This is a genomic window from Pseudohongiella sp. SYSU M77423 (genome assembly GCF_029911965.1).
GTDB lineage: Bacteria > Pseudomonadota > Gammaproteobacteria > Pseudomonadales > Pseudohongiellaceae > Pseudohongiella.
The window spans coordinates 306,298-318,946 of sequence record NZ_JARYTH010000002.1; the positions used below are offsets into that span (position 1 = coordinate 306,298).

The following is a 12,649-nucleotide window of genomic DNA, read 5'->3' on the forward strand; positions in this document are numbered from 1 at the left end:
TCCAAGATGCGCCCCAGTTGGAGCCAGATCTGACTCCGGATAACGCTCTGACTAGGACAGCGGCCAGAGCCTGCCGATCAAAAACTGATCAGCCGTTAACAGCGTCTTTCAATGCTTTGCCAGGCTTGAAGTTTGGAACTTTGGCTGCGCTGATCTGGATTGTAGCGCCAGTCTGGGGATTGCGACCTGTGCGCGCTGCACGCTCTTTAGTGCCGAACGTACCAAAGCCAACCAGAACAACCGGCTCACTTTTTTGCAGAGATTCAGTAATGGTATCAATCATTGCGTCAATCACGCGGGCTGCGGCCGCCTTTGGTAAATCCGCGCTTGCTGCTACAGCTTCGATCAGTTCTGATTTATTCACGATAACCCCTTGTTTTGGTACCTGTTATGTTAATTTGAGTTAGGTTTTAGAAGCGGTTTCTTCCTGCCACTCCTTAAATACTTGTTACTTGTTTGCCGTCAGCAAAATGTAGCTGACCTACGCCATTCAATGTCCGATGTCGATTCTCTCGAAATCGCCTGAATCTCAAGCGGCGCGCGGCCTGCGGCCGCTACAACCGTGACTTTATACCAAGCGTCAGAAATGCCTGTCAACATAAAACACTGATAATCAGTGCGTGCTGACGGCTTTTTTATCACCCTCCTGGCTATGCTCTGGCAACACACCTTCCTGCGGAGGAATGGGGGTTGGCATTCTTTCAAGCGCAATCTCCAGAACCTCGTCTATCCACTTGACCGGGTGTATTGAGAGCTCAGCTTTGATGTTATCCGGAATCTCTTTCAGGTCCCTTTCATTATCAGCAGGAATAATGACTGTTTTGATATTGCCACGAAGCGCAGCAAGCAGCTTCTCCTTCAAACCACCAATTCGCAACACCTGACCCCGTAGTGTAATTTCGCCCGTCATTGCCACGTCGGCTCGCACAGGTATGCCTGTCAGAACAGACACCAGTGCAGTACACATTCCAATACCGGCACTCGGGCCGTCCTTGGGAGTTGCACCTTCAGGTACGTGAATATGCAGATCAACTGATTCATGAAAGTTGGATTTCAGTCCTAGCATCGCTGACCGGCTGCGCACAACAGTCAGCGCAGCCTGGATGGACTCCTGCATGACATCACCGAGCGAACCCGTCTTGACAGTTTTGCCTTTGCCCTCTACGGCAACCGACTCGATGGTCAGAAGCTCGCCGCCAACCTGAGTCCAGGCCAGACCATTAACCTGGCCGACCCGATTGTCTTCTTCTGCCCGGCCGTAATCGAATTTTCGAACACCGGAATACTCTTCCAGCAGGTCTGGAGACAGGACGATGCCCGCGGGTTTCTTACCGCCTCTACCCTCTTCCAGCGCCGCTTTTTTGACAACTTTGCGGCACAGCTTGGCTATCTCGCGCTCTAGCCCACGGACACCAGCCTCGCGTGTGTAATAACGGATGAGGTCGCGCACAGTCTCATCTGGCACCGTCAGCTCGCCCTTCTTCAGGCCATTGGCCTCAAGCTGCTTGGGCAACAGGTAACGTGATGCGATATTGATTTTTTCAGCCTCGGTGTAACCTGGCAGGCGAATAACTTCCATTCGGTCCAGCAATGGGCCAGGAATATTCATGGTATTGGAGGTACAGACGAACATCACCTCGGACAGGTCAAAATCAACTTCCAGATAGTGGTCGTTAAATGACTTGTTCTGCTCCGGATCCAGCACCTCCAGCAGCGCCGATGCAGGGTCACCACGATGATCCATGCCCATCTTGTCGATTTCATCCAGCAGGAACAATGGATTTTTCACACCGGTTTTCGACAGCTTCTGCAGCAGTTTACCGGGCAGCGATCCGATATAGGTTCGACGGTGGCCGCGAATCTCAGCCTCATCGCGAACGCCGCCAAGTGCCATGCGAACAAATTTTCGGTTCGTGGACCGCGCGATCGATTCACCCAGAGAGGTTTTACCCACGCCGGGCGGACCCACCAGACACAAAATCGGTCCTTTGAGTTTACGAACCCGTTTCTGAACCGCGAGATACTCAAGAATGCGCTCCTTGACCTCTTCCAGTCCGTAATGGTCAGCATTCAGGATTTCTTCGGCCTTATCCAGCTGCAGACTGATTTTGCTGCGCTTTTTCCAGGGCACGTTCACCATCCAGTCCAGATAGGTGCGAACCACCGACGCCTCGGATGACATCGGCGACATCATCTTCAGCTTGTTCCATTCTGCCAGTGCCTTGTCTTTTGCCTCTTTCGGCATGCCGGCCTTGTCGATCTTGTTCTTGAGCTCTTCTGCCTCATTGGGAGCATCTTCCAGCTCACCCATTTCCTTCTGGATGGCTTTCATTTGCTCATTCAGGTAGTACTCGCGCTGGCTTTTCTCCATCTGCTTTTTGACACGACCACGAATACGCTTTTCAACCTGGAACAGGTCGATTTCAGCCTCGATAAGCCCCATCAGATGCTCAATTCGCGACTGCAGATTCACCAGCTCAAGCAGATTCTGTTTTTCCTGCAGCTGCAGAGACATATGTGAAGCGATGGTATCCACCATGCGCCCAGGTTCGTCGATACCAGATATGGAGCTCATGACTTCCGGCGGTATCTTGCGGCTGAGCTGCACATACTGGTCAAACTGCGACATCAGGGATCTCAGCAGCAGCTGGCCCTGCTTGTCTGGCAGCGGGTCCGTGTGCAGCGGCATGACCTGGCTCTGGAAATAGTCGTCTTCAAGCTCAACGGACTTGATGCGAGCTCGTGTGACACCTTCCACCAGCACCTTGACGGTGCCATCAGGCAGGCGTATCAGTTGCAGAATGGTAGCGACCGTGCCGACGGCAAATATATCCTTGATCCCAGGATCATCGTCGGAGGCGTTCTTTTGGGCGACCAGCAGCACCTGCTTATGACTGTGCATGGCAACTTCAAGCGCCTTGATGGATCTGGGGCGACCGACAAACAGTGGCTGCACGATCTGCGGGTAGACCACAACGTCGCGAAGCGGCAGCAGCGGCAGGCTAGAATTTACATTGGTGGGATTATCGGATACATCGCCCATAAATACTCTCGTCAAATTCTCAGTGACTGTTGACCTTTAATGTGAGGCCAGAGCCGACTGATTTCAAGTATGATTTTACGAAGAGTACGATCCGGGGAGCGATTTAGGCCACCAGTGGTGGCCTTCAATCAGTATTACAGGGTATGCAGTCGTGCGGGCGAACTAAAATCAGTCCGCCTTGCGAGAAGAGCTCTGCTGATCAGCTTCGTACATCAACAGCGGTTCAGACTCACCTTTTATGACTGCCTCGTCGATGACCACTTTGGTGACATTACCCATTGAGGGAATCTGGTACATACTGTCCAGCAGTACACTTTCCATGATTGACCGCAGGCCACGCGCGCCAGTTTTGCGCTCTTTCGCCTTGCGGGCAACCGCCTGCAGTGCGTCGTCGCGGAACTGAATTTCTACGCCTTCCATATCAAACAGTTTGGCATATTGCTTAACCAGTGAGTTCTTGGGCTCTTTAAGAATTCTCACCAGCGCATCCAGGTCCAGCTCGTCCAGCGTGGCAATCATTGGCAGACGGCCGACAAACTCTGGTATCAGGCCAAACTTGACCAGATCTTCTGGCTCAACCTTGCGGAAGGCATCGCCCAGCAGCTTGTCTTCGTCTTTGCTGCGAACCTCTGCGGTGAAACCGATACCACTTTTTTCAGAGCGATCGCGGATTATCTTGTCCAGGCCGGCAAACGCGCCACCACAGATAAATAGAATATTGGAGGTATCAACCTGCAGGAATTCCTGTTGCGGATGCTTACGACCACCCTGCGGCGGAACTGAAGCCACAGTGCCTTCGATGAGCTTCAGCAACGCCTGCTGCACACCCTCGCCTGACACATCGCGGGTGATTGAAGGATTGTCGGACTTACGTGAAATCTTGTCGATTTCGTCGATGTAGACAATACCAATTTGAGCCTTTTCAACATCATAGTCGCATTTCTGCAACAGCTTCTGGATGATGTTCTCGACATCCTCACCCACATAACCAGCTTCTGTCAGAGTGGTAGCATCGGCAATGGTGAACGGCACATCCAACAATCGGGCAAGCGTCTCGGCCAGCAATGTCTTGCCCGTACCGGTCGGGCCGATCATCAGGATATTACTTTTGCCGAGTTCGACGTCAGTGCCTTTGTTATCGTAACCGAGGCGCTTGTAATGGTTGTAGACGGCCACCGACAGAACCTTTTTAGCCTGGTCCTGACCGATAACATACTCATCAAGCGTCGCCTTGATTTCTTCGGGAACGGGCAATTTCTTGCGTCCCGATTCGGCTTCCTTCTCCTGGATCTCTTCACGAATAATATCGTTACACAGATCCACGCACTCATCGCACACAAACACCGAAGGGCCTGCGATCAACTTGCGGACTTCGTGCTGACTTTTGCCACAGAATGAACAATAAAGCAGCTTGCCGTTGTCATCACCCTTATTGTAGCGATCATCTGCCATGCATTAACCCTTGTATAACTACTGTTCTGGCCTTTTAGACTGCCCTGCGAGAGATGACTTTGTCAATCAGGCCGTAGGCCACTGCCTGCTCGGGGTTCATGAAGTTATCTCGCTCGGTATCACGTGCAATCTCGTCCAGAGGACGGCCAGTGTGGTGCGCCATAATCTCATTAAGCTGTTGACGCATCTTGAGAATTTCGGTCGCCTGGATCTCGATATCTGATGCCTGACCATGCGCTCCACCGCTTGGCTGGTGGATCATCATGCGCGAATTCGGCAATGCGAAACGTTTGCCTTTGGCGCCACCAGTCAGCAGAAACGCCCCCATGCTGGCTGCCTGACCCATGCACATCGTGCTGACATCCGGCTTGATGAACTGCATTGTGTCGTAAATAGACAGACCCGCCGTAACAGCACCACCCGGAGAGTTGATATACAGGTGTATATCTTTGTCCGGGTTCTCTGATTCCAGGAACAGCAGCTGTGCAACGACCAGATTGGCCATATGATCTTCCACGGGTCCCACCAGAAAGATCACGCGATCTTTTAGCAGGCGTGAGTATATGTCATAGGCCCGCTCACCGCGGGCGCTCTGCTCGACCACCATCGGCACCAGATTGGCCTCGATCATGGACAACATCGATTCACTGCTAACTGTGGTTCTGTATGGCATCAATCGGGCCTTCTCTACTTAACGCTGTTTATTCGCTGTCCTTGTCTTTGGCGGCAGCGGCTTTTTTCTTAGCCGGTTTTTTGGCCTTGGCGGTGCTTTTCTTGTCGTCCTCGGCTGCTTCCTGCTGAGGTTTGGTCAGCTCATCATAGCTGACTTTTTTCTCTTTCACGGTCGCCTGCTCAAGAATTACGTCAAATACCTGATCTTCCAGCACAGCGGATTCAACGGTTTCCAGCTGCTCCTTGTTGCCGTAGTACCAGTTGATGACTTCTTCTGGCTGTTCATAGGTGGCGGCGATATCTTCAATCGCTTCACGCACCTTGGCCGGATCAGCACGCATTGACTGCTGCTTGATCACTTCCCCCAGAATCAGACCCAGTTTTACGCGCTTTTCTGCCTGCTCACGGAACAGGTCATCTGGCAGCAGACTGGCGTCGAGGTTTTTCGCTCCCGCACCGAACTGCTGCAGGGCCTGCTGACGCAATACGTTGATTTCTGCCGCTACCAGCGCAGACGGTACGTCTACATCATTCTGGTCAAGCAGGGTATCCATGACTTCAGACTTCAGGCGATTTTTGCTGGCTTTCTTCAGCTCACGCTCCATGTTCTCTTTGACTTCTTTGCGGAAGCCTTCCTCACCGCCCTCGGTCACACCAAATGCGGCAAAAAATTCATCATTAAGTTCCGGCAGTTCAGGTGCTTCCACGCTGTTAACCGTCACTTTGAACTCTACCGGCTTACCGGCGAGATCCTTGTTACGATAATCTTCCGGGAAGTTCAGGTTCAGCGTGACTTCGTCACCAGCCTTGGACTTCAGCAAACCCTTTTCAAAGCCCTCTATCATACGGCCTGAGCCAAGAACCAGATTGGTACCCTTGGCAGAGCCACCCTGAAACTCTTCTCCATCAATGGTGCCAACGAAGTCAATGTTCACGCGATCGTCATTGCGCGCCTGACGTTTGACTTCTTTCCAGCCCTGGCGCTGCTGACGCAGATTTTCGATCATTGTGTCGATATCTTTGTCTGTCACCTCAGCGACCTGCTTCTCAGCCTTGATTTTGCTGAAGTCAGACAATTCAATCTCCGGATAAACCTCAAATACGGCTACAAACTCAAGATCCTTGCCTTCTTCAAGAGTTTTTGGCTCAATTTTCGGCTGACCCGCAGGTTTGACACCCTGTTCATTCAGGGCGGCGTAATAGCTGCGATTCATCACATCGCCCAGGACTTCCTGACGTACGCCGGCACCGAAACGGTTGCGGATGACCTTCATGGGGACCTTGCCCTTGCGGAAACCGTTGATGCGGACCGTTTTGGCTGCCTCGCTCAAGCGCGCGTCAACAGCACTGTCAATTTCTGTCGCCGGTACGGTAACGGTCATCCGGCGTTCTAATCCAGTCGTGGTTTCGATCGAAACTTGCATGAAATGTCCTCGCAAACCGGCGTGCCCACCACGCCAGCGTAGTATCAACGGTGTTTATGGGCTTACTATTCCGATTTCCATCAAACATTTCAATGGCTTAAGTGAAAACCGGGTAAATTTGAAGAGCGCGATTGTCCCATATCACCGCTGTTTATTCAATAAATAATCGCTGACAGTCAGGGATGGCGGGCATTCGCGACGTTTTACAAATTATTTTCAGAAGAGGGATATTTTTGCCTGAACATCTGGTCTACTATCCAAGTCAGTACTAAACAAAAACACAACAACAAACTGGTGATCAACATGTACACGCCCGTCACCCTGAATAACGGCAGTCTCGCAACCGATAAAACTGAATCCGCGGCCAGCGGAACAACCAGCTCCGTACGCGCAGGTGACCGTGTCTCGGTAGAGCACGCACGCACCGATCGGCTATTCAGCAAGTCAGGACTCTGGTACTTCCGAACGCGTGAAGGAAAAGATGTGGGCCCGTTCCGCTACCGAACCGAGGCAGAGCTGATGTTGACACGCTTCATTCAGGACCTGGCTGCCCAGCAGCAACCGGTCAGCACCAAACCACATTTTCGAATAAGCGCACAGCTTGGACGTCAATCCCGCTGACACAATGCCTGCCGGCAGGCCCGAAAGATATCATCAGCACTCGTCGTAAAGAACAGATGACCCTGTCTGGCCACCGTGTGTAACACGGCGCCGGACAGAACGGCATGCAGCCGCAGTGCTGAACATGGCACAGACAGTGTATCCGCCCCACCCTGCCATAAATGCACCGGCGCAACGACGCCTGCCGGATCAAAATCCCACTTGCGAAAACTCATCGCACTGTCGAAGGCCACGCCACGCCCACCCTGACGCGAGGCTTCCAGAGCATCCTGCCTGAGAATTCGTCGCACACCAGGGTTATCGAACTGCTTACGGTCGGAATAACAGAGCCGCTCGCGAGCACGATCCATATAGTGCTCCACCCGTCTTGACAGCAGTGAGTGACGTAGATAAATGGCGCCTCTCAAGCCGGCAAGTAGAATGCGAGACAGGGCGGACTCCGAATCCGGCATCACCGGAAAGGGTGACATCATATTCACTGAACTGACCCGATTCGGGTACCGTTGTGCAAATGCCAGAGCGAATGGCCCGCCCCCAGCCCAGGACAGCAGAGCGACTGACTCCAGGTCGAGATGGTCAATCAGAGCAATCAGATCAGTATTAAATTGGGAATGCCCCGTGAGAGGCCGGAAACTTGAGAGACCGATGCCCGGACGATCTACGGCGATCAGTCTGAAACCTGCGGCAACTGCAGCCTCATGTAGCAATTGCCCTTCCAGGCGCGAACCGCCCTGGCTATGAAAATACAGCACGGGATATCCGTGACGGCGTCCAAATTCAGACCAGGCCAGCTGTCCGCCAGCCGCCAGCGACAGACAACGCGTGCGACCATTTACCGCGCTGTTGGCAGGCGTGTCGACTTGCTCGCCGGGATTTCCCAGCGTGCGGCGCTCTTCTCGGACTGGAACTAACATACTTCACCTGTGTCTGGGTACGACTGAATATTAAGTGGGAATTTTTCCCACGTCAATACTACCAATGGCTATACTGTCTGAGTAGGACGAATTTTATGTGGGATTTATTCCCACCCAGCGTTATACTCCAGCGCATGAGTGGAAATTCAACAACGCCCAATAGCCCGACGCCTCCAGGACAACCGCCGGAAACGCTGGTCAATGCCATTCGCAAACTGGTTCGACCACTGGTCAAATTGCTGTTGTCATTCCAGATCACCTACCCTTATCTGATAAATCTGCTGAAAACCGTGTACGTAGAAGTGGCCGAAACGGAATTTCCGGTTGCCGGGAAACGCCCGTCAGACAGCCGGATCACACTTCTTACGGGAGTTCACCGAAAAGACGTCAAACGCCTGCGTTCCGAGCACACCGACAACGCCCCACTGTCACGCACTGTCTCCACTGGCGCGCAAATGATCGGTCATTGGATGGGCGACGCGCGATTCTGCGACAGTGAGGGTCATCCCCTGCCGCTGCCTCTGGCCGCCACTGGCGAAGAACCAAGTTTCGAAGAGCTGGTGGAACGCGTCTGCCGCAAGGACATTCGCCCACGCGTCATACTCGACGAATGGCTGCGCCTGGGTGTGGCGACGCTTGATGAAACAGACAAAGTGATACTGGATACCGGGGCATTTACCCCCCATCTGGGCTTTGACGAGAAGGCATTCTTTTTTGGCAAGTCACTGCATGATCATATCAGTGCAGGCACCCACAACCTTTTGAACAGAAAACCACCGATGATGGATCGTACCGTGTACTACGATCAACTCAGCGAAGCGTCAGTCGAAGAGCTTCAGGCGCTGGCTGAACAGCTTGGTATGCAGGCCCTGATTGCTGTCAACCAGCGTGCGCTGGCGCTGCAGCAGCGTGATAAAGCGTCCCACGTCACAAACTCGACAAAAAGTCATCGCAGCTACCGTATGAATTTCGGTATTTTTCATTACAATGATCTGCAAGAAGATCAGGTCAAGGATCCCGACCATGGCTAAAGCCATACTAGCGCTGCGTCATTACCCGGTTGCCCTGCTGGCAGCCCTGCTGCTGTTCGCCTGCAGCCTGATTATCGCTACCCAGAGCGTCGGTGTACTGCGTGCCATCCCGGGTGGTGACGATCAGGGAAGCGGCATGGGCGGTACCGGTAAAACCGGCCAGTTCGGCGATAGTGGCCTGGGCGGCACGGGCTCGCCAAACCCATTTCTGGGTGGAATTGATACAGATGACACCGAGCCTGACAGCTCTGAGCCGGAATCCAGATCTCCCATTGAGTCTCAGCCAGAAACGACAGAGCCACTGCAAAGCCGGGAGGCGTGGCCGGCTCCATGGATGCAGCGCCAGGATCAGCTCGCAGTTGGCGCACCCGATGCGATGGCGCCCGCGATAGATCTGCAACGCACTCCATTACCGCAGGATCCGTTCCGCCAGCCAGACACTGAACAGGTTGATCCCGATGCATTGCGGATTTTCGATCCCGATTCAGCGGAGCTGCCTCCGCACACCCGTCGCATGCTGGATCTTGCGGAGCAGACTACTGTTGAGCAGGCACCGCTGGAAATCAATCTGACTGTTCCCGAGCTGCCTGATGTCATCGATACTGAGGCGCTGGCACAGGAAACTGTCATCACACCTGCCAGACAAACTGCGCCCGAAAATCTGGACGAGGCTGACTCTACTGAGCGGCCTGAGCTGTACCAGGTAGTGGATCATCTGTCTGACAATTCAGAGTTGCCGGATGAGCAGCAAGCAGCGGACGGTGAAATTGACCGGCGCGCATCTCCTGAGCGCATACAGCGCCCCGAGCTGCCACCATTCCAGCGCATCAGGCCAGCCATCGATCGCGCCGCAGTAACAGCACCACGTCCGCAGCCGATGCGAATCTAGTCCTGGAATTAAGATCCTGGTTACCAGCGAACGCTCAATTGAGTGCCGATCGCCAGATCGGCACTGTCGTTCGTGAAACCCTCAACCAGATACATCATGACTGACCAGCGTGGGTCCGGGCTCCAGCTCAGATGCGGAATGAGCTCGTGCGTGTCACCTGTAAACTCTGAGACAGCCCCTCTGAAGTCGTATATGAGACCACCCTGCCAGTTTTCAGCCAAGGGGTAGGAAAGTCCGACTGAGACCACCCAGCTATTGCGCAAGTCCTGGAATACCGGGCTGGCTTGTCGATACTTCCATGCCAGTGTCGCGAACAAGGTCATCGGACCTGCGACCTGATACGCATCCAGCTGCAGTGTGCCGTCAAGTTTACCGGTGCCCAGACCACGCTTTTCGTCTGCTGTGGGCAGCTTTAGCTCAAAGCCGATATCAAAAAAAGGCAGGCTCTCAGAAACTGCAGGCAGCTCGTAGGTGTAAGAAACCAGCACATCGCCAACGCCACGTTCTGATACGCGCCCTCCACTGTCGTCCCCTACCCGGCCTACATTGACCAGAATGTTGCCGGGGCCGCTGATTTCCACCATCGGAGCAGTGGCTTTCAGACGCCAGTTGGAACCATCAATCTCGTGAGAAACAGGCATATAGCGTATGCGGGTGGAGGAATCTTCGCCGTATTTCCCGCGACTGTAATACAGGGCTATAGCCGTAGTATGCCCTATCGACGCAGGCGAGTCTGACTCAATCAACGATGCCGCTGCTTCATCGGCGGCCTGCGCCACGGCATCGGATGTTCCGGCAACTGCGACTGCCAATACCATCAGGACAGCACATTGCGATTTTGCATGTGACAACATTGGCAGCCTTGATCTTCCTTATCGTGGTCGCAGGTTCAGCGCAGCGGAGTTGATGCAGTAGCGCAGCCCAGTCGGCGGTGGACCGTCAGGGAAAACGTGTCCCAGATGAGCATCGCAGTTGGCACACAGGATCTCTGTACGCGCCATGCCCAGCGAATGGTCAGCACGCTCTGTAACCGAGCTGCTGTCAACTGGCTGGTAGTAGCTTGGCCAGCCGGAACCAGAATCATACTTGGTTTCAGAATCAAACAACGCAGCATCACAGACGACGCAATGATAGACACCGGGCGTTTTGCAATCCCAGTACTTTCCGGTGAATGCTGGCTCGGTTCCGCAGTCGCAGACGATTCTGTAGGTATCAGCATCCAGTTTTTCTTTCAGTGCTGCCTTGTTGTCAGTCACCTTGTCACTCATGTTCTGTCACCTCAGGGTGGTGTAATTCGGAAATTTATAAAATACGTGCCTCTATCATTTTTTTGACGTCAGTTTACAATATCCGGCCTCAAGGCACATCCTGGAAACGGAGATATGATCAAGATAGGCCAATCGGACAAACTCGCCAAAGTCTGCTATGACATCAGAGGCCCGGTACTCGAAGTTGCCAAGCAACTTGAGGAAGAAGGCAACCGAATTCTGAAGCTGAATATCGGTAACCCGGCTCCTTTCGGCTTCGAGGCACCCGACGAAATCCTGCAGGACGTGATTCGAAATCTGTCCAATGCACAAGGATACAGTGATTCAAAAGGGCTGTTTTCAGCGCGTAAAGCGATCATGCAGGAGTGCCAGCAGCTTGGCATTGACGGCGTCGACATTGATGACATCTATCTCGGTAACGGCGTCAGCGAACTGATAGTCATGGCCATGCAGGCACTGCTTAACAATGGTGACGAGGTTCTGGTGCCCGCACCGGACTATCCATTGTGGACGGCAGCGGTCAGCCTCGCAGGGGGCAACCCAGTGCACTACATCTGTGACGAGCAGGCCGACTGGTTTCCTGACATCGCGGACATCGAAAAGAAAATCACGCCCAAAACGCGTGCGATGGTCATTATTAACCCGAATAACCCCACAGGTGCCGTCTACAGCCCTGAATTGCTGCTCGATCTGATACGAGTTGCCCGTAAGCACAAGCTGATTATTTTTTCTGACGAGATTTACAGCAAGATTCTGTACGACGATGCAGTGCACACACCCATTGCATCTCTCTGTGACGATTTGTTCATAGTGACATTCAACGGCCTCTCCAAGTCATACCGACTGGCTGGCTTCCGTTCTGGTTGGATGATACTTAGCGGCGCCAGAGAGCAGGCAACAGGTTATATAGAAGGACTGGAAATACTTTCCAACATGCGTTTATGTGCCAACGTACCTGCTCAATTTGCTGTGCAGACAGCACTGGGAGGCTACCAGAGCATTAACGAACTGATCATTCCAGGTGGCCGTCTCAGGGATCAGCGTGACGCAGCTTACAATGCCCTGATCAGCATTCCGGGCGTCAGCTGTGTGAAACCCAAGGGGGCTATTTACATGTTCCCCAAACTGGACCCGTCAACTTACTCGATTATTGATGACCAGCAATTCATCCTGGAGCTGTTGGAGAAAGAGAAAATTCTGCTGGTGCAGGGTAGCGCGTTCAACATAGAGGACACACAACACCTGCGCATCGTTTTCCTGCCCACTAAAGATGTTCTGCAGCAGGCGATGGACAAAATAGAGCGTTTCCTGAGCAAGTGGGCGCAATCACACTAG

11 protein-coding genes and 1 pseudogene are annotated in these 12,649 nt (G+C 53.2%); 4 read left to right on the plus strand and 8 right to left on the minus strand.

Annotation, left to right across the window (positions count from 1 at the left end):
• Positions 1-88: 88 nt before the first annotated feature.
• The 5 genes and pseudogenes from QGM61_RS05250 to tig all read right to left on the minus strand — a co-directional run.
• Positions 89-364, minus strand: coding sequence for an HU family DNA-binding protein (locus tag QGM61_RS05250; protein ID WP_237134050.1), 276 nt, complete (start codon positions 362-364; stop codon positions 89-91).
• Between the two features lie 249 nt (positions 365-613).
• Entirely contained in the window at positions 614-3,043 is a 2,430-nt protein-coding gene (lon, locus tag QGM61_RS05255) for an endopeptidase La (RefSeq protein WP_281132219.1), read from the minus strand.
• A gap of 168 nt (positions 3,044-3,211) precedes the next feature.
• The gene (gene clpX / locus QGM61_RS05260) at positions 3,212-4,495 is read right to left on the minus strand and encodes an ATP-dependent Clp protease ATP-binding subunit ClpX (RefSeq protein ID WP_281132220.1); all 1,284 of its coding nucleotides are present in this window, start codon (positions 4,493-4,495) and stop codon (positions 3,212-3,214) included.
• Positions 4,496-4,529: 34 nt separating this feature from the next.
• Complete coding sequence (clpP, locus tag QGM61_RS05265) at positions 4,530-5,135, minus strand: ATP-dependent Clp endopeptidase proteolytic subunit ClpP (protein WP_317622157.1); 606 nt, start codon at positions 5,133-5,135, stop codon at positions 4,530-4,532.
• A 154-nt stretch (positions 5,136-5,289) separates the two neighbouring features.
• Positions 5,290-6,591 (minus strand): annotated as a pseudogene (gene tig, locus QGM61_RS05270) (trigger factor); the annotation flags it as partial.
• Between the two features lie 303 nt (positions 6,592-6,894).
• Between tig and QGM61_RS05275 the strand changes: the two are divergent.
• Positions 6,895-7,212, plus strand: coding sequence for a DUF6316 family protein (locus QGM61_RS05275; protein ID WP_281132221.1), 318 nt, complete (start codon positions 6,895-6,897; stop codon positions 7,210-7,212).
• On the opposite strand, the gene QGM61_RS05280 is transcribed toward QGM61_RS05275, so the two are convergent.
• On the minus strand, positions 7,200-8,126 hold the full coding sequence (locus QGM61_RS05280) for an alpha/beta fold hydrolase (RefSeq protein WP_237134046.1): 927 nt from the start codon (positions 8,124-8,126) through the stop codon (positions 7,200-7,202). The genes QGM61_RS05275 and QGM61_RS05280 overlap by 13 nt on opposite strands.
• Before the next feature lie 95 nt (positions 8,127-8,221).
• Here QGM61_RS05280 and QGM61_RS05285 point away from each other — a divergent pair, with 95 nt between their 5' ends.
• Both QGM61_RS05285 and QGM61_RS05290 read left to right on the plus strand, forming a co-directional pair.
• Positions 8,222-9,157, plus strand: a complete 936-nt coding sequence (locus tag QGM61_RS05285; protein ID WP_281132222.1) for a DUF6502 family protein — start codon at positions 8,222-8,224, stop codon at positions 9,155-9,157.
• A complete protein-coding gene (locus QGM61_RS05290) occupies positions 9,150-10,046 on the plus strand; it encodes a hypothetical protein (RefSeq protein WP_281132223.1) in 897 nt (298 codons plus the stop codon). Before QGM61_RS05285 ends, QGM61_RS05290 begins: the two co-directional genes overlap by 8 nt.
• Before the next feature lie 20 nt (positions 10,047-10,066).
• On the opposite strand, the gene QGM61_RS05295 is transcribed toward QGM61_RS05290, so the two are convergent.
• Positions 10,067-10,900 carry a transporter gene (locus QGM61_RS05295; protein WP_237134043.1) on the minus strand — a complete coding sequence of 278 codons (834 nt, stop codon included), beginning with the start codon at positions 10,898-10,900 and terminating at the stop codon, positions 10,067-10,069.
• Between the two features lie 18 nt (positions 10,901-10,918).
• Positions 10,919-11,314, minus strand: a complete 396-nt coding sequence (gene msrB / locus QGM61_RS05300; RefSeq protein WP_237134042.1) for a peptide-methionine (R)-S-oxide reductase MsrB — start codon at positions 11,312-11,314, stop codon at positions 10,919-10,921.
• Between the two features lie 117 nt (positions 11,315-11,431).
• Between msrB and QGM61_RS05305 the strand changes: the two genes are divergently transcribed.
• A complete protein-coding gene (locus tag QGM61_RS05305; RefSeq protein ID WP_281132546.1) occupies positions 11,432-12,649 on the plus strand; it encodes a pyridoxal phosphate-dependent aminotransferase in 1,218 nt (405 codons plus the stop codon).

Coding starts and splice junctions, on each gene's coding strand:
- msrB (WP_237134042.1), bottom strand. CDS start 11,314: ATGAGTGACAAGGTGACTGACAACAAGGCAGCACTGAAAGAAAAACTG.
- clpP (WP_317622157.1), bottom strand. CDS start 5,135: ATGTTGTCCATGATCGAGGCCAATCTGGTGCCGATGGTGGTCGAGCAG.
- QGM61_RS05295 (WP_237134043.1), bottom strand. CDS start 10,900: ATGTTGTCACATGCAAAATCGCAATGTGCTGTCCTGATGGTATTGGCA.
- lon (WP_281132219.1), bottom strand. CDS start 3,043: ATGGGCGATGTATCCGATAATCCCACCAATGTAAATTCTAGCCTGCCG.
- QGM61_RS05280 (WP_237134046.1), bottom strand. CDS start 8,126: ATGTTAGTTCCAGTCCGAGAAGAGCGCCGCACGCTGGGAAATCCCGGC.
- QGM61_RS05285 (WP_281132222.1), top strand. CDS start 8,222: ATGTGGGATTTATTCCCACCCAGCGTTATACTCCAGCGCATGAGTGGA.
- QGM61_RS05290 (WP_281132223.1), top strand. CDS start 9,150: ATGGCTAAAGCCATACTAGCGCTGCGTCATTACCCGGTTGCCCTGCTG.
- QGM61_RS05275 (WP_281132221.1), top strand. CDS start 6,895: ATGTACACGCCCGTCACCCTGAATAACGGCAGTCTCGCAACCGATAAA.
- clpX (WP_281132220.1), bottom strand. CDS start 4,495: ATGGCAGATGATCGCTACAATAAGGGTGATGACAACGGCAAGCTGCTT.